This is a genomic window from Sorangium sp. So ce281 (assembly GCF_051527395.1).
GTDB classification, from domain to species: domain Bacteria; phylum Myxococcota_A; class Polyangia; order Polyangiales; family Polyangiaceae; genus Sorangium; species Sorangium cellulosum_B.
The window spans coordinates 4,766,166-4,783,630 of sequence record NZ_CP150322.1; the positions used below are offsets into that span (position 1 = coordinate 4,766,166).

12 protein-coding genes are annotated in these 17,465 nt (G+C 72.9%); 6 read left to right on the forward strand and 6 right to left on the reverse strand.

What is annotated here, in order from left to right:
* Positions 1-80 precede the first annotated feature (80 nt).
* Together WMF27_RS17985 and WMF27_RS17990 are read right to left on the reverse strand one after the other, a co-directional pair.
* Positions 81-395, reverse strand: a complete 315-nt coding sequence (locus tag WMF27_RS17985) for a hypothetical protein (protein ID WP_437767653.1) — start codon at positions 393-395, stop codon at positions 81-83.
* Positions 392-1,249, reverse strand: coding sequence for an outer membrane protein assembly factor BamD (locus tag WMF27_RS17990; RefSeq protein ID WP_437767652.1), 858 nt, complete (start codon positions 1,247-1,249; stop codon positions 392-394). Before WMF27_RS17990 ends, WMF27_RS17985 begins: the two co-directional genes overlap by 4 nt.
* 119 nt (positions 1,250-1,368) lie before the next feature.
* On the opposite strand from WMF27_RS17990, the gene WMF27_RS17995 reads away from it, so the two are divergent.
* Positions 1,369-2,880, forward strand: a complete 1,512-nt coding sequence (locus WMF27_RS17995; protein ID WP_437767651.1) for a sigma-54-dependent transcriptional regulator — start codon at positions 1,369-1,371, stop codon at positions 2,878-2,880.
* Positions 2,881-2,903: 23 nt separating this feature from the next.
* Here WMF27_RS17995 and WMF27_RS18000 read toward each other — a convergent pair whose 3' ends face one another.
* Positions 2,904-4,418 (reverse strand): ATP-binding protein, encoded by a 1,515-nt coding sequence (locus WMF27_RS18000; RefSeq protein WP_437767650.1) that lies wholly within the window; start codon positions 4,416-4,418, stop codon positions 2,904-2,906.
* Positions 4,419-4,765: 347 nt separating this feature from the next.
* On the opposite strand from WMF27_RS18000, the gene WMF27_RS18005 reads away from it, so the two are divergent.
* The 5 genes from WMF27_RS18005 to WMF27_RS18025 all read left to right on the forward strand — a co-directional run bounded on the left by WMF27_RS18005 (position 4,766) and on the right by WMF27_RS18025 (position 14,293).
* Entirely contained in the window at positions 4,766-5,416 is a 651-nt protein-coding gene (locus tag WMF27_RS18005) for a transaldolase family protein (protein ID WP_437747098.1), read from the forward strand.
* A gap of 6 nt (positions 5,417-5,422) precedes the next feature.
* The gene (locus tag WMF27_RS18010; RefSeq protein WP_437767649.1) at positions 5,423-6,991 is read left to right on the forward strand and encodes a methyltransferase domain-containing protein; all 1,569 of its coding nucleotides are present in this window, start codon (positions 5,423-5,425) and stop codon (positions 6,989-6,991) included.
* 150 nt (positions 6,992-7,141) lie between these two features.
* On the forward strand, positions 7,142-8,158 hold the full coding sequence (locus tag WMF27_RS18015) for a hypothetical protein (RefSeq protein WP_437767648.1): 1,017 nt from the start codon (positions 7,142-7,144) through the stop codon (positions 8,156-8,158).
* 105 nt (positions 8,159-8,263) lie between these two features.
* Complete coding sequence (locus tag WMF27_RS18020) at positions 8,264-12,379, forward strand: hypothetical protein (RefSeq protein ID WP_437767647.1); 4,116 nt, start codon at positions 8,264-8,266, stop codon at positions 12,377-12,379.
* A 207-nt stretch (positions 12,380-12,586) separates the two neighbouring features.
* Complete coding sequence (locus WMF27_RS18025) at positions 12,587-14,293, forward strand: hypothetical protein (protein ID WP_437944349.1); 1,707 nt, start codon at positions 12,587-12,589, stop codon at positions 14,291-14,293.
* Positions 14,294-14,310: 17 nt separating this feature from the next.
* On the opposite strand, the gene WMF27_RS18030 is transcribed toward WMF27_RS18025, so the two are convergent.
* The 3 genes from WMF27_RS18030 to WMF27_RS18040 all read right to left on the reverse strand — a co-directional run bounded on the left by WMF27_RS18030 (position 14,311) and on the right by WMF27_RS18040 (position 17,437).
* On the reverse strand, positions 14,311-14,559 hold the full coding sequence (locus tag WMF27_RS18030; RefSeq protein ID WP_231864921.1) for a hypothetical protein: 249 nt from the start codon (positions 14,557-14,559) through the stop codon (positions 14,311-14,313).
* A gap of 53 nt (positions 14,560-14,612) precedes the next feature.
* The gene (locus WMF27_RS18035) at positions 14,613-15,884 is read right to left on the reverse strand and encodes a hypothetical protein (RefSeq protein ID WP_437767645.1); all 1,272 of its coding nucleotides are present in this window, start codon (positions 15,882-15,884) and stop codon (positions 14,613-14,615) included.
* A 182-nt stretch (positions 15,885-16,066) separates the two neighbouring features.
* On the reverse strand, positions 16,067-17,437 hold the full coding sequence (locus WMF27_RS18040) for a hypothetical protein (RefSeq protein ID WP_437767644.1): 1,371 nt from the start codon (positions 17,435-17,437) through the stop codon (positions 16,067-16,069).
* Positions 17,438-17,465: the final 28 nt, after the last annotated feature.

Sequence of the window (17,465 nt, forward strand, 5' to 3'; positions counted from 1 at the left end):
GGGAGACGACGGCCCTGGGCGCGCCAGTCGCCCGAGGCGCCAGGCGCCCGGACCGCGGCGCGTGCCCCCGCCGCCTCCGCCTAGCCGCGCCAGCGAACGATCTTCCGCGGCGGCCGCCGCGCATGGGCGTCCGCTGACTTGGTCGCGCTCCGGACGAGGGCCGCCGCCGTCCTGGAGAGCTCCTCGGGATGCGGCCCGCCGTGCGGGACGGCCGCGGCGTCCACCGTCGCCGAGGCCGCGCCGGTCGCCTCGGCGACCCGCACCTCGACCGGGACGTCCGCGTCCGGGAGCCGCACGACGCCCCGGTACACGAACTCCCCTTGCGCATCTCCGGCGTCGGCCTGCTCCAGCACGTAGCGCGCGCCGGAGGACGGCCGTCCGACGGCCTGCGTCACAGCTGCGGCCCCGCGGGGGCGCGGCCCGACGCCGCCTTCTTGGCAGGCGTGCCGCGCGGCCCGCCCATCTCGTCGAGGAACCGGCGCGCGGTCACGGCGAACGGGCCGCCCCAGTCCCGGATGACCGACTCGAACACGGCGCGCGCCTCGTCGGACTTCTTCATCTTGAGGAGCGTCTCGCCCTTGAGGACGAGCGCCTCCGGGTCGAGCCCGGAGCCCGGGAAGGTCCGCAGCGCGTAGTCGATCCGGGCGAGGGCCGCGTCGAACGCGTCTTCCTTGAGGTAGTAGCGCGCGACGTAGAGCTCGTGGCGCACGAGCCGCCCCGTCACGACCTCGAGCATGTAGGCCGCGTCCTCGCGGTACCGGCTGCGCGGGTACTGCCGGAGGAACGTCCGGATCTCCTTGTAGGCCTCGAGCGTGGTCGCCTGATCGCGCTCCTCGGCCGGCGGCAGGAACACCGTGTCGTCGATGTCCAGGTAGAGCGCCTTCGCCATCCGGTACTTCGCGTACTCGACGTTCCGATCCGTCCGGTGCTCCTGGATGAACGCGCGGTACTCCGAGATCGCCTCCGGGTACTTTCCCTGCTCGAAATCGAGGTCCGCGATCCTGAGATCGGCGAGCCGGGCGTAGCGGCTGTAAGGGAAGAGCCGCTTCACCTCGCCGAAGAGGGCGCGGGCGTCCTCCCAGTCCTTGGCCTGGAAGGCGGCCAGCGCCTCGTTGTACGCGGCGCGCGCGTCCTCGGTGTACGTGAGGGTCGCGGCGCGGCCGTCGTTGAGCTCGAAATCGCAGCCCACGAGCCCTCCGAGGGCAGCGAGGCACCCGGCGAGGGCGAGGACAGCGGCGGAGGGTCTCATCGAGCAGGCCTCGTACCCAATCCGGCGCCGGCGCGCCAGGGCTTCCGCCGCGGGGCCGGGCCTGTGCTCCTTCGCTCCCCGCATCGTGGCGCACGGCTGAGCTGGGGTATGGTCGACCCATGCCCGCTTCCTCTCCGCCGTCCGCCCCAGCGGCCACCGCCCCGCCCGGAGGCGCCGCCGCGCCCACCGTGCTCGTGGTGGACGACGAGCGCAACATCCGCCGCACCCTCGCGCTGGTGCTGCAGGGCGAGGGCTACCAGGTCGCGGAGGCCCCGAGCGCCGAGGCGGCGCTGGAGCTGCTCGCGCACGGCGACAGCCCCGTCGACCTCGCCCTGGTCGACCTGCTCCTGCCCGGCATGAACGGCCTCGACCTCCTCCAGCGCGTGCGCCAGGACGACGCCACCCGCGAGCTCCCGGTGATCGTGATCAGCGGCCACGCGACCGTCAACGACGCGGTGAAGGCCATCAAGCTCGGCGCCAGCGACTTCTTCGAGAAGCCGCTGAACCGCGAGCGCGTCCTCGTGGGCGTGAAGAACGCGCTGCAGAACTCACGGCTCGCTCGAGAGGTCGAGGATCTCAAGGCGCAGGTGCAGGCGCGCTACGAGATGATCGGCCAGAGCGCGGCGATGCAGCGGCTGTTCAAGGAGATCGACCGCGTCGCGCCCACGAAGGCGAGCGTGCTCATCACGGGCGAGAGCGGCACGGGCAAGGAGCTCGTCAGCCGCGCCATCCACCGGCTGTCGCCGCGGGCGCGGGGCCCCTTCGTCCGGGTCAACTGCGCCGCGATCCCGCGCGAGCTCATCGAGAGCGAGCTCTTCGGCCACGAGCGCGGCGCGTTCACCGGGGCGAGCGGGCCGAAGCGGGGCTTCTTCGAGCAGGCCCACGGCGGCACGCTGTTCCTCGACGAGATCGGCGACATGGACCTCGCCGCCCAGGCCAAGGTGCTGCGCGCGCTGCAGTCGGGCGAGATCTGCCGCGTCGGCAGCGAGCACAGCCGGCACGTCGACGTCCGCGTGCTCGCCGCGACGAACAAGGACCTCTCGCGCGAGGTCGCCGCGCTGCGCTTCCGCGAGGATCTCTTCTTCCGCCTCGCCGTGTTCCCCATCAAGAGCCCGGCGCTGCGCGACCGCATGGAGGACCTGCGCGCGCTCGCCGACGCGTTCATGGCGGCGTTCTGCAACGAGAACGGCCTCAAGCAGAAGGCCATCGATCCGGTGGTCTACGCCGCGCTCGAGCGCCGGAGCTGGCCGGGCAACGTCCGCGAGCTCAAGAACGTGATCGAGCGCGCCGCGATCCTCTCGGGCGATGTCGTCACGATCGCCGATCTCCCGGAAGATCCGCACGAGAACCCGTTCGAGGACGACGCGCAGGGGGCCGCCGGCGACGGCGCGGCGGCGCCCCACGCCCCCGGCGCGGCCGAGCCGCCCGCGGGCGCGGCCCGCCACGAGCCGGGGCGCCCTCGCCTCACGCTCCGCGAGTTCCGCGATCGGTCCGAGCGCCGCTACATCGTCGAGGTGCTGGCCAGCCTCGACTGGAACATCTCGCGCGCGGCCGTTCTGCTCGGCGTCGAGCGCACGAACCTCCACAAGAAGATCCGCGCGTACGGCATCAAGCGAGGTGAAGCGCCGTAGCCAACAAGGCCGGCACGTCCCGCCTACGCGGCCCCCTCGAGCGCCCTGCGGACGGCGCGGAGCAGCGACTCGGCCGTGAAGGGCTTCCCCAGCACCGCGGCGCCCGGGCGGACGGCGAACGGGCCGTCGAGGGCGTCGCCCGTGTAGCCGGACATGAAGAGCACCTTCATGTCCGGCCTGAGCTTCACGAGGCGCGCGGCGAGCTCGCCGCCGGACATCTCGGGCATCAGCACGTCGGTGAGCAGGAGGTCGACGCGCCCGCGCTGCGCCTCGCAGACGCGCAGCGCCTCGCGCGGCCCGCGCGCCGTCAGCGTCGTGTAGCCGTTCTGCCCCAGGATCCGGCTCGCGAGCGTGACCACCGCGTCCTCGTCGTCGGTGACGAGCACCGTCCCTCCCTCGCCCGGGCGCGGCGCGGCGCGGCGCGGATGTCCCGCGCGCGCTCGCCGCGAGGACGCCCCGCGCGCGGCGAGCGGCAGGTAGATCTCGACGCGCGTGCCCTCCCCGGGCTGGGAGGCGAGCTCGATGTGGCCGTGCCACTGCTTGACGATCCCGTACACGGTGGCGAGCCCGAGGCCGGTCCCCTTCCCCCTCGGCTTCGTCGTGAAGAACGGCTCGAAGGCGCGCGTCCGCACGTCGTCGCACATCCCGCAGCCGGTGTCGCTCACGACGAGGCGCGCGTACCGGCCGGGCGGGACCGCCGGGTGCGCGTCGCGCAGGCTCCCCGCAGCGCCGACGCGGACCGCGCGCGTCTCGATCGACAGCCGGCCGCCGCCTTGCATCGCGTCGCGCGCGTTCAGCGCGAGGTTCATCACCACCTGCTCGAGCTGCCCCGCGTCCGCCAGCACCCGGCAGGCCGACGGGCCGAGCGCGATCGCCAGATCGATGCTGCCGCCGACGGCGGCGCGGAGCGCGCCGTCCATGCCGCGCACGACGTCCCGCAGATCCAGCACGACCGGCTGCGCGAGCCCCCGCCGGCTCACCGTGAGCAGCTGCCGCGTCAGCGACGCGGCCCGCTGCGCGGCGCGCTTGATCTCGGCGAGATCCTTCTGCACGGGGCTCTGCTCGTCGAGCTCCTCTATCACCAGGCTCGTGTAGTTCAGGATGATCGCGAGCAGGTTGTTGTAGTCGTGGGCGATCCCGCCCGCGAGCCGCCCCACCGCTTCCATCTTCTGCGCCTGGCCGAGCCCTTCCGAGAGCTCGCGCCGGCGATCGTCGGTGCAGCGCGCGGAGGAGAGATCGACGATGGCCCCGACAACGAGCCGCTCGCCGCGCGCTTCCGCGACGGTCTCGGTCCTCATCACCCGGACCGCCGATCCATCGCGGCGGGTGAGGAAGCCCTCGACCACGCCGGCCGGCGGCGGTGCCGCGCCCGCCGCGCCCCCGCCGAGGTGGAGATCGGCCGCCGCGAGCGCCTCCTCCCGCGAGCCATAGCCGAGCAGCCGGGCGAGCACGTCGTTGCAATCGACGAGCTGGCCGCCAGGCGCGGCGACGTAGAGCCCCGCCGGCGAGCAAGCCGCGAGCAGCGGGCTGGGTGCCACCGGTTCCCTCGACGATCGTCCGCTGCTCATCGACGCATGGCCGTGGAGAAACGTTCCATCGGAGAGACATCTCCGACAACCGGAACTGAAGCGCGGACTCTCCGTCTTTGCAACGTCGTTCACACAGGCCGCGCCGCGAACGTCACCGCAGGGCGGCGCGGCGCGCCGCGCAGCGTGGACGGTGTCTCGTTCTCCCCTCCTCTCTTCTCCCCTTCTGCTCTTCGCTGTCCCCTTCGCTCTTCCCCTTCGCTCTTCCCCTTCGCTCTTCCCCTTCGCTATCCCCTTCTCTATTGCATCGAACTGGCCTAGACCGCGCCGGGGCTCGAGCGAGCCCGCAGGAGCGCTCCATGTTCTTCCTCGACAGCTCGAACCCGGCCGAGATCAAGGAGCTCTTCTCCTGGGGCGTGCTCGCCGGCGTGACCACGAACCCGCTCATCCTCGCGCGCGACGCGGGTTGCGTCGATCTCGAGCGGCGCATCCGCGAGGTGCTCGCGGCGTCGGCGGGGCCCGTGTCGGTCGAGCTGACGAGCGAGGACGAGGCGGCGATGCTCGATGAGGCACGCGGCTATCACGCGTGGGCGCCCGAGCGGATCTGCGTCAAGGTGCCGTTCAGCGACGTCGGCCTCAAGGTGACGCACGCCCTCGCGAAGCGCGGCGTGCGCACCAACGTCACGTGCGTGATGAGCTTCAACCAGGCGTACCTCGCGGCGCTCGCCGGCGGCGCGTACGTCTCGATCTTCAGCGGGCGCATCCGCGACATGGGCTACGCCGCGACCCCGGTCATCGAGCGCACGCGCGCGAGGCTCGAGCGCGAGCGGCTGGGCGCCGAGATCATCGTCGGCTCGATCCGCCACCTCATGGACGTGAACGAGGCGCTCGACGCCGGCGCGCACATCGTGACCGTGCCTCCCGCGATCTTGCGGAAGATGCTCCACAACCCGAAGACCGAGGAGACGATCCGCGAATTCAACGCCGCCTGGGAGAAGCGTGCTAAGTAGCCGCGCGTGAACGCCGAGCCCGGCCACGCGCGAGGAGACGGGGAAGACAGGGAAGGCCGCGATGACCGCGGGCCGCGCGCTCTCGAGCAGGGGGACGCACCCGGTCGGCGCGCGCCGCGCCGCGCCGCGCCGGACGCCTTCGCCGGGCGCAAGTACGCGGTCGAAGAGGTGAACCGGGCCCTCGTCGCCGTCGCCGGCCGGCCGCGGACGGTGCTCGACGTCGGCTGCGGGATCGGGCTCAACGGCGCCGCCGTCAAGCGCACGGGCGCGCGCGTGACCGGCATCGACATCGCGCGCGGCTCGCTCGCGCGCGCCGGCGCGGCGCTCGACGAGGTCCTCGCCGCCGACATCACGAGCGACGCCGCCGTGCGCGAGGCGCTCGGCGACCGGCGCTTCGACCTGCTCCTGTTCGCCGACGTCCTCGAGCACACCGCCGACCCGCTCGCCGTGCTCTGCCGCTTCCTGCCCCACCTTGAGGAGGACGGCCACGTCATCGTCTCGCTCCCCAACGTCGCGGCCTGGCCGGTGCGCCTCGGCCTCCTCGCCGGCCGGTTCGACTACGAGCCGAGCGGCATCCTGGACGACACGCACCTCCGCTTCTTCACCCGCGCGTCGGCGGTCCGGCTCATCGAGCGCGCCGGGCTCGAGGTGCTCCGCGTCGAGCAGAACCCGATGCTCGTCCGGGCCGCCAAGGGGCTCATCCTCCGCGGCCTCGGCGCGGGAGGCGACCCCGGCGATCTCGCCAGCTCGCTCCCCTACAAGGCGTATCACGCGCTCGTCCGCCCGCTGGAGGACGTGGTCGCCGACCGCGCGCCCGGCCTCCTCGCGTTCCAGCACGTGATCGTCGCCAGGAAGCCGCCGCGCCCGCGCCGGATGCGGCTCACCGTCGGCATGCTGACCATGGATGAAGAGGAGAGCGTCGGCGCCATGATCGGCGAGATCAGGAAGGCGGCGCCCGACGCGGAGATCCTCTGCGTCGACAGCTCCACGCGGGACAGGACCCCCGAGATCGCGGCCGGCCTCGGGGCGCGCGTGCTCCGGCAGGTGCCGCCCCGCGGCCACGGGCCGGCCATGGAGCTCCTCATGTACAGCGCCGCCGCCCGGAGCGATCTGCTCATCTACCTCGATTGCGACTTCACCTATCCGGCCGAGAACATCCCCGTGCTCAGGCGCCTCATCGAGGAGGAGGGCGCCGACGTGGTGAACTGCGCGCGCACCCGCACGAGGCCGGCGGCCATGCCGGTCCCGAACTACATCGCCAACCGCGCCTTTGCCGCCATGACACATGCGATGCATGGCATCCCGACAACTGACGTCCACAGCGGAATGCGCGCCTACCGCTGCTCGGTGATTCGCGCGTTCGATTTCGACGGTGAGGGCGACGCGTTGCCCATCGACACGCTGCTCTTCCCTGCGAAGTGCGGCTATCGCGTGGTGGAGATGCCCATCGAGTACAACGAGCGCGTCGGCACCTCGAAGCTGCGCAAGCTGGCTGGCACGGTGTGGACCATGATTCGCCTGCTGCGCGCGCTCCCCGTCGGCGCCCGGCTCGGCGACCGCTACGAGCGCCGCTAGGCGTCACGCCGGGCTCTGCAGGGCGTCGCGCTCATCGGAGCGTGACGTGAATGTGGCGATAGCGACGCGGTGCGGCGTCACCTCGACCGCGTGGTCATCGCATTTCCGCCGCCTATACTCCGCACCTTGCAACAACAGAGGAGGCAAGAGATGCGGTTTTTGAAGGCCATTTGCGTACTAGGTATGTCCGCGCTGATGGGCGCGGCGGCGGGGGCGGGGTGCGGGGGCGACGACGCCGGCGAGACGAGCTCGAGCTCGGCAGGGGGGACCGGCGGCGGGGCTCCTGGCGACTGTTCGCCGACGAACCCGGTCTGCACGGCTGTCGCTTCCGACTGCATTGCCGTCCACGACAATCAGGGCGCGACCAAGTTCGGCCTGCGGATGGCGCAGCTGACGATCACGAAGCCCGACGTGCTCGCGGTCGGCTTTATCGCCCGCCTCGTCGCCGAGGGCCTGACGATGAATCTGCCCGTGTGCAACTTGAATGGCACCGGGACCTTTTCCTGGTTGCTCGAGTTCGACACGGCGACCGGCAAGCTGCGCACCGGCGGCGCGATGCCCACGAGCGACCCGCGCGCGGGCTACTGCTTCGCCAACACGTCTGCAGGCGAGTTCGAGATCGCGCCGATGGAGCTCGACGCCCCGCTGACCGACGGCGCATGGAGCGGCGCGGCCGACATCCTGAACGTCCCGATCTTCCTGGACACGGGCGCGGGAGACGCGGCCGCCGAGCCGATCGTCCTGCCGATGCACCAGGTGCAGCTCACCGACGCGAAGGTGTCGGCGGACAACAACTGCATCGGACGGTACAACCGCGAGGGGCTCGATCCGATGGAGGCCTGCCTCCCCGGCCCGGAAGGCGATCCCCCTGCGTTCATCAACGGGGGCAAGCTCACCGCGTTCATCACGCTGGAAGAGGTCGATCGGGTGATCATCCCCGGGCTCGATCAGAGCCTTTGCGTCGTGCTCTCGGGCGATATCGGAGAGTACGGCACCGGTGAGATCCCCAATACGTGCAAGCGCGACGAGAGCGCCAAGATCGTGCTGAAGGGTGACTGGTGCAGCGCGACGAACTCGGCCGCGACGGACGACTGCGCCGACGCCTATGCGCTTGGCGGCGAGTATGCCGCCAGCGCGGTCAAGATTACCGGTCTCTGTCCGCAGTAGCGCTTGCGGGGGGCTCTCCGGGGAGCGTACGATCTGTCGCGGCGTCCTGAAGCCCGCGCCCCGCGGGCGTGGCGCTGCGGGTCGTGCTCCCCTGGAGGGTTCCTTATGCCCCGCCTCATCAAGCATTTCTCCGCCATCCTTGCTCTCCTCATCATCGCCGGATGCGCCGCTTCGGGCGGCGGGTGCGCCGGCTGTGGAATGACCCCCCTCCCCGCCGGCTTCAAGCCCGCGGATCGCATCGAGAACGCCGGCGCGGCGCGGCTCACGCAGTCGGGCGTCGAGTTCCTCGAGCAGAACCTGGGTGTCCTAGGGCGCGCGCTGCTCGGGGGTGGGGACGGCGGCGTGATCACGTTCTCCATCCCCAGGTCTTCCGGGACCGGCTACACGGTATGTCCCGGCGGCGCCGACCCGAACGCCAGCCCGCCCATGTGCACGGCGGAGATCGACGTGGGGAGTGCGGCGCTTCAGATCGAGCCGAGGACGCCGCATAACCTGCGCATCCGGGGACCTCTGCCCGTGCGCCTGCAGAACCTCCCGATCCTGGTCAACCTGCTCGTCACGGACAGCACGGTCATCGCGACCCTCAACGGCAACGACGCGTGCCCGCCCGACGACCAGACCTTCACGAACATCAACCTCGACGTCGAGCTCTCCGTCGAGATCGACGTCAATCCGCAGCACTCGCGGCAGGGCTACTCGCGCGTCAAGATCGTCCGGCTCGACATCGGCAAGGATCAGCTCGAGTCGAGGTTGCGGCTCAACTGCGGCGGCTCCATCGCCGGCGACATCCTCGATTTCCTGCGCCCCATCGTCCTCCCCCTCCTGACCGGCTCGCTCGCTGACACGCTGAAGGCCCAGCTCGACCAGCAGCTCTGTCTGAAGGCGGATCCGTCGCAGGACCCGGCCTGCCCCGACGGCACGAACGACATCGGCGGCGTCTGCCGCTACGGCACGCACGCGAACGACGAGTGCGCCTCGATCCTGCTCGGCGTCGAGGGCCACATCGATCTCGGCCGGTTGCTCGCGAGCATCTCCCCCGGCACGCAGGGCGGGTTCGACCTCCTGCTCGCCGGCGGCGGCACGAGCGAACGGGACGACGGCTCCGATCTCGCGTGGGGCGACCTCAACCCGGTCGGCAACGGGCTCACCCTTGGCCTCTACGGCGGCGCCGAGCCGGTGCCGACATCGAAATGTGTGCCGCTGTCGAACATGGCGCTCCCGGCGGGCATCCCGATTCCCGATGAGCTCGTCGCCAACACCGTCTCCGACTGGCCAGCGGACCTTCCCGGCCCCCACGTCGGTCTCGCGATCTCCGAGCGCTTCGCGAATTACGCCATGAACGGTCTCTACAACAGCGGGCTGCTCTGTCTCGGGATCTCCACGGAGACGGTACCTCTCCTCAACTCGGGCACGCTGGGGCTGCTGGCCCCCTCCGCAAAGGATCTCGCGCTCCAGCGCGAGTCACAGCAGGTCGCGGTCGTCATCCGTCCGCAGGCGCCCCCTCGGCTCACCTTTGGCAATGGCACGAACGGAAGCGACGACCCGCTGATCCGCATCCAGCTGGACCGGGCGAGCTTCGATTTCTACGTCTGGTCGCTCGACAGGTTCATCCGGTTCATGACGGCGACGTTCGACGTGGATGTGCCCATGAACCTCTCGGTCACCCCCGAGGGGCTCACGCCGGTGATCGAGGCGCTCAGGGTCGAGAACGGCAAGGTGACGAACCACGGGCTGCTCCGGGAGAACCCCGAGAACATCGCGGAGGCGCTGGGCGGCCTCCTCAGCGGCCAGCTCGGGCAGCTGATCGGCGGCGGCATCCCGGCGATCGATCTCGACGGGGCGCTCTCGGCGCTCGGGCTCTCGCTGGTGATCCCGGAGTCGGCCGAGGGCGCGGGCTCCCCCGGCCTGCGGAAGCTCACGAAGGGGCAGGACAACTACCTCGGCATCTTCGCGGCCTTCGGAATGACGGCGCAGCAGCGCTCGCCGAGCAGCGACACGCAGGCCGAGCTGAGCCGCAAGGAGGTGCGCGCCGAGGGGCTCCGCCTGCCCACGATGACCCGCGACAACGGGCCGACGGCGCGGCTCGTCATGAGCTCGCCGCTCGACGACGGCACGCGGGCCGTCGAGTACTCGTACCGCATCGACAGCGGCGTGTGGCGCCCGTTCACGCGCGAGCGCATCGTCGACCTGCGCGACGACTGGCTGCGGCTCCCGGGGCGTCACGTGATCTCGGTGCGATCGCGGATCGCGGGCGCTCCCCTGTCGCTCGATCCCACGCCGGCGACCGTCGAGATGGTGGTCGACGTCGATCCGCCGGTCATCTCCGTCGGCGCCGCGGTGGACGGCCGGGCGCCGCTCGAGGTGCGCGATCGGGTCTCGGACGCCGCGCGCGCGAAGGTGCGCGTGCGGCTCGACGACGGCGCGTGGTCCCCGTGGTCGACGGCGGCGGAGACGACGTCGGTGGACGTCGGTGACGCCATCGACATCGAGGTCGAGGCCGTGGACGAGGAGGGGAACCTCGGCACGGCGCGGCAGGCGATCCTCCGCGGCCGGGTCCCCGTCGACCCGTCGGCGGGCTGCGGCTGCGTCATGGCTGGCGGCGCCGGCGAGACGCCGTCGGGCGTCCGCTGGCTCGGCCTCGCCGTCGCGGCGGCGGCCTTGCGGCTCGCGCGGCGCGGCCACCGGGGCGCGTCGCCTCGGCGCCCCGCGCAGCGCGGCGCGCGGGGCGTGAAGGGCGCGCTGGCCGGGGTCGCCGTCATGGCGCTCCTCGGCTCGCACGCCGGATGCTCGTGCAGCGAGGAGCCGGAGGAGGTGGAGCCGGGGTGCGTCGCGCCCGACTGCATGACGCTGGAGCACGGCCTCATCGGCGCGTACACCTCGGTCGCGGTCGCCGCCGACAAGCGCACGGTCTGGGTCGCCGGCTACGCCGAGGCCGACTGGCGCAACGCGTTCGCGTGGGGCGACCTCGTGGTCGGCACGTGGGACGGCGAGGCGGTCGCGTGGGAGGCGATCGACGGGGTGCCCGCGGAGCCCGCGGTCGACCCGGCCCGGTTCGACGTGAGCGGGTTCCGCGGGGGCCAGACCGACCCCGGCGACGACGTCGGCCTCTGGACGTCGATCGCGGTGGGGCCGGACGGCGAGCCGGCGGTGGCCTACCACGACCGCACGAACCGCGCGCTCAAGTTCGCGCAGCGGCAGGGCGACACGTGGGCGGTGAGCTTCGTGCAGCAGGCGCCGAGCAGCGACATCGGCCGTTACGCGAAGCTGCTCTTCGTGAAGGGGTTGCCCGTCATCGCCTACCTCGCGATGGAGCCGGGCGAGGGCGGCGCGGTCACGTCGAGCGTCCGGATCGCGACCGGCGAGAGCGCCACGCCCGGGGAGGGCGCGTGGCGGTTCGAGGACGTGGCGAAGGACGAAGCGACGCCGTGCCGCGCGTTCCTCTGCGGCGCCGGGGCGAAATGCATCCGGAGCACGGGGCGCTGCGCGACGCCGCTCGCGGCCGGCGACTGCGAGCCGGGGTGCGCCTCCGGGCAGGCGTGCATCGACGACGGCGGCTCGCCGGCGTGCGCCGCGACCTCCGATGGCAACCGGCTCGAGACGTACCCCGAGGCGATCGGCGACTACATCGCGATGGCGCCCGACAATGCGGGCGGGTTCGGCCTGGCGTTCTACGATCGCATCCACGGCGACGTGGTGATCGCGTCGAGGTCGACGGGCGCGTGGGAGACCCGCATCGTGGACGGCGCGGCGCCGGACGGGGCGGACACGGGCGACGTGGGCATGGGGACGTCGCTGTTCATCGATCGCGCCGGCGACTGGCACCTCGCCTACGCGGACGGCCGCTCGGAGGGGCTGCGGTACGCGCGGGTGAAGGGAGGTACGGAGGTCGAGCCCTCCGAGGTGGCGGACGACGGGCTCGGGATCGAGGGCGTCCCCTTCGAGGACGGGCAGCACCTCATCGGCGACGACGCGAACGTGTTCGTGACGGCGGCCGGGGAGGTGCGCATCAGCTACCAGGACGCGACGAGCGGGACCCTGCGGCTCGCGATCGGGACGAAGAGCGGCGACGGCCACAGCTGGCTCATCCAGGAGATCGAGCAGGAGGGGTTCGCGGGCGCCTTCTCGCGCATCGTGGAGGTGGACGGGCGGCTGCTCATCGCGAACTGGTGGCGCGTCGGCGGACAGGCCACCAAGGGAGACGTGGCGCTCGTCACCCCCTGAAGCGCGCGCCGGAGCGCGAGCGCCCGGGCCGTGAGACGACGGGATCGCCGCGTGCGGCGTCCCCCAGGAGCACTCGGCCGACGGTTCGCCGTTGAGCAGGCGATCCGCCGACTGGGTATGCTCCTGGGTCGACGCGGCCAGGGCGCGGGAGCGTCTTCTGCGATGATCTGCAGGCAGAGCGAAGCGTCACAGGAAAGGCTTGGGACGATGAGAGCGACGGAACGAACGAGCAGCAACGCGGTGAGCAACGCATCCCCTGCGCCATCCGATGGCGCGCAGGACCAGGCCGGCGCGCCCGCGCGGCGGCGCATCGGCGTCCCGCTCTCTCTGTGGCTGCTCCCCGCCGCGTCGGCCATCGCGGCGCTGCACCTCGCCGGGTGCTGGCCGCTGTCCTACGCCGAGGATTGCAAGAAAGACTCCAGGTACTGCCCCCCCCCCGAAACGACGGGCGGCGGCGAAGGCCCTGGCCCCACGTGCGAACCGGACCCGACCCAGGATGCGAGCACGGTGGTGGACCGGTGCGCGGTGTTCGCGAGCGCGGGCGCGGCGTCCGGAGGAGACGGGACGAAGACCAGGCCGTACGCGTCGCTCTCGGAGGCGCTCGCGAACGCGAACGGCAAGCGGGTGCTGGCGTGCTCGAGCGGCGTGTTCGAGGAGAGCGTCACGGTCCGGGCGGCCGTCGAGGTGATCGGCGGCTTCGACTGCGACGCGGGCTGGACGTGGAGCCCGGCGGCGCGGAGCGCCATCGAGGGGCCCGGGAACAAGGTGGCGCTCACGCTGACGGAGGACGCCGGCGGGACACGGGTGCGGAGCTTCACGATCAGCGCGGCCAACGCGACGGCTCCGGGCGGCTCGTCGATCGGCGTGGCGGTCGCGGACATCGACGCGCAGCTCGAGCAGGTCGACGTGATCGCAGGGAACGGGGTGAACGGCGCGAGCGGCGAGACGCCGGAGGTCGTGCAGGATGGCGCGGACGCGCTGGAGGACGTCTCGAGCGCGTGCCTCGTGGCGGTCTACAGCGGCCAGCCCGGCGTAACGACATGCGCGGATGGCGAGACGAGCGGCGGCGCCGGCGGCCTGGGTGGACAGCCCGCTGTGGATGAAGGGCGCGGGCAGACCGGCAGCGACGGCGCGCCTGGTGCGGCCTCCCCGCCCGCATCCGGCATCGGCGGCATCGGACACGGGCAGATGGGAGAGACGGGAGAGACGGTGGAGTGCAGGGACGGCTCGAGCGGCGCGAGGGGCGCCTCTGGCGGCGCTGGCACGGCTGGCAACGGCACCACGCTGATGCTGGCCGGCATCACCGGAGGTGACGGCGGCACAGGCGTCGGCGGGACGCGCGGTCAAGGCGGAGGCGGCGGCGGCGGCGCGAAAGCAGGGCGTTTCTGCATGTCCGGCGGGGGTAGCTACATCGACGGCGCGGGCGCCAGCGGCGGCGGCGGCGGGGCCGGCGGCTGCGGTGGAACGGGAGGCGGCGGCGGCAAGGCCGGCGGGTCGAGCATCGGGATCCTCAGCCTGGGGACCAAGCTGGCGCTGACCGATGTGACCATCGCCGTCGGCAAGGCGGGCCATGGAGGTGAGGGCGGAGGTGGAAGCCCCGGCGGCGAGGGCGGCATGGGGGGCAAGGGGGGGAGTCGCGTCTCCGGCTCCGGCTCGCTCGCGGGTTGCATGGGTGGCAAGGGCGGTGCGGGCGGCGATGGCGGCCCTGGCGGCGGCGGCCGAGGCGGCCACGCGGTGGGCATCGCCTACAAGCTCACGCCGAGCCCCGCGGCCGCCGAGGTGCCGTTCACTGGAGGCACGGCTGGCAACGGCGGTTCCGCCGGCCTCGGTGGCTCCCCCGGAAGCGACGGCGCGGCCGGGGTGAGCGGCGCCTGCTGGGATTTCGCCACGAACCAGGGCTGCCCGCAGCCGTGATCGGCGCCGCCGCGCCGTCAGGCGCTCAGCGACACCGCGCGGATCTCCGCCGTCGCCGGGCCGCTCACGCGCGCGCGCTCCGCGGCCACGAGATCGAGGAGCTCTTGCCGTGTCGCCTGCCCGCTGTCGAGCAGCGCGCGCATCGCGCCGTCGACGCAGCCCTTCACCCGCGCCAGGCGGGGAGCGCTCTCCCCGCCCTCCCGCGCGGTCAGCATGTCGTGCAGCATCCGCCTGAGCCCCGCCATCGCTTCGGTCTTCGAGCGCATCGCCATCACCTCGCCCGATCGGCCTAGCGAAGGCGGCGCGATCCGGCCAAGTTTCAGGCGCGCGGCAGCTTGCCCAGCGCGAGGTCTGCAGCGTCGCGCTCGATCCCCGCGAGCGCGACCCCCGCGCCCTTCCGTGGGACGAGCACCACGCGGCAGCGGCCGCGCGTCGCCGTCTCCATGTGCGACAGCCCGAAGTCGAGCGCCGCGCCGAAGGCGAAGACGAGCGCGCCCATGCCGAGCAGCTCCGGGGAGCCCGCGCGCGCGCCGTCGACGAGCAGCGACACGCCCAGGTACGTCCCCAGCCCCAGCGCGACGAGCCCCGCGTAGAGGGCGAGCCGCGGGTAGCGCACCTCGCGCGTCGCCCGGAGGAGCGCCTCGACCGGGATGTACGTCTCCCGCTCCTTCAGCGTCCGGCCGAACAGCTCGGTCCGGCTCCGGACGGTCACGCCCTTCGGGCCGACCTCGAGCGCGGCGGGCCGGCGGTACCGCAGAAGGAACCGCCCGACGAGCCGGAGGACGTGCATCACGAGCAGGATCCCCGTCGCCGCCAGCAGCACGAGCGCCACCGGCCCGCGCGGCGGCGGAGACAGCTCGCCCGCGAGCCGCGCCGTCGCCCCGCCGTCGCGCTCCGGCGCCCACCTCTCGTCCCCGGTGGCCCCGGCGCCCCCCTCCGCGGCCCCGCTGGCGCCCGGCGCGCGGCTCGGTCGCCTGCCGGGGGAGAGCGCGTCGCGCAGCAGCGAGCGCACGATCGGATCGCGCACGTCGTCCACCAGCGCCGCGGCCTCGGCGCGCGCGTCGGGCGAGGCGCTCCCCCGCAGCGCCGCCGCGGCGATGATCGCGCCCGCCCGGCCGAGCTGCGGCAGCGCGCCCTGGTCGGCGCGCCGGACCAGCGCGGCGATCGACCGCCAGAGGCCCGCGGCGCGCTCGCCCAGCGCGGCGTCCAGCGCGGTGAGCGCGTCGACGGAGGTGTACGTCGCCAGCCAGACGAGCGCCTCGGCGACGCGGCCCTCCGCCTCCGGCCCGTCGGGCGGCGAGAGCGCGACCCCGCGCGCGAGCAGCGTGGCCAGGAGCACACGGGTCGCGCTCCCCGCGCCCTCGCTCGTGCCGCGCTCGAGCGCCCGGACCACGTTGCCGAACCGGGTCTCCGCGTCGGCGACCGACAGGCCCGCCCGGTCGACGAGCTCCGCGAGGCCGCCTTCCAGGGTCGTCCGCCGCTCGTCCGCTGCGGCAAAGGCCGCGGTGTGGACGACCCGCGCGAGGTCGTCGCCGCGGGGGTGTCCGGCAAGCTCATCGAGCACGGCGTACGGAGAGTGTTCGGGCGTCATCGGCGCGGGCTGGTCGGATTAACTGAACGCCGCCGCTTTGGCTAGTGTTCCGCGCGGCCCGGGCCGCGCTCCGCCCCGGCACGGCCCCGTGGCCCCGGCGCGGCCGCGCTCCGCCCCGGCATGGCCCCCGCGGCCCCGCCGCGGCCGCCTTCGCCCCGGCGCCGGCGCTCTCGCCCCGCGCGCTACGGCTTCCGCGCGCCGCCCTGCTCCAGGAGCGCCTTCTCCACGAAGCCCATGATCAGCTTGAGCTGCCGGTTCGTGACGTGGAGCTTCGACCAGATGACCTTCCCGTCGGTGTTGAAGGCGATCTCATCCACCACATCGATCCTCGTGATCCCCAGGTCGATGGTCCGGATCGCGTTCAAGGTCTTCGTGAGCTCCTGCGCGTGAACCAGCGCATCTTCAGCGGATTCATCGCCCGCCGTGAGGGCGAGGTCCGCGCCCCCGTCCTTGGTCGGCGTGACGGTGAGGCGCATCCAGGCGAGGCTGCGCGGGACCGCCTGGACCCCGCGGAACGCGTTCGCGGGCGTGAGCATCGAGAGGACGATGCCCGCCGTTGAAGATTTGTTGAATCCTTTCATGGACTTCAACTTGTATAGCTGATCTTCTTCAGCAGCGGGAAGGACCACGAGCAGCCGCCGGTCCGGGACCATCGCGAAGATGCGCTTGCTGCGGTCCGCGGTGGCCCGGGCGGCGGGGACGGGGGCGTCCTCGATCCACGCGCCGTTCGACCGCTGCACGATGACGTCGACGGCCGCGCGCATGGTCTCCTCGGGCGCCCGGTAGTCCATGACGGCGACGACCTTGCTGGAGTCGCGGAGCTGCGGCCCGGCGATGAGGAGGTGGTCGATGTCCCGGATCGGGTCGACGGCGGTGTCGCTGAAGAAGGACTGCCACTCGGGGATGGTCGTCAGGATCCGGCCGAACCACGCGCCGAGCTCGTGGTTGCGGAGCCGGTCGCCGGCGATGAGCACCTGGACGTTCGGGTCCTTCGACGCGAGCTTGCCCGGCGCGCCCGCGGCGCTCAGCGGGGTCCGCAGGTTCGGGGGGTCGCCCTCGTTCTCCGTCCCCCCGTCGCCGGACGCGTCCGGTCCTGCGTCGCCCGGCGGCTTCCGGCGCGGCGCGGGTGTACCGCGCGCGCCCGCGTCCGGCGCCTCCGGAGAGGCGCTCGCCGACGCGGCGGGCGGCGTCGCGGGCGACGGCGTCGCCGGCGCTGCGGCGCCCGCCCCGGAAGGCGCCCCCTCGCCGCCGCTCGCGGAGGGCGCCGCCGCGACCGCGCTGGGGTCGTCCGCGAGGAGATCGAGATCGATCGGCACGATCGTCTCGCCGGCGTCGTAGTCGGCCAGCTCGCCCCGGAGCGCGAACATCGCGTCGAGCCACGCGAACAGCGGGGTCGGGAGCAGGGGCAGGTGCAGGAGCGCCGCGACGACGGCCGCGGTGACGAGCGCCCGCCTGGAGGCGGCGCGGACGAGCGGGACGACCGCGGTGCCACGGCCCACGCGCTGGGCCTCCGTCGTGTTGTTCAAGCCACGCCCCGGGGTCCGTTCCGCCACGGCGGTACCCTAGCAGCAGCCGTCCGAA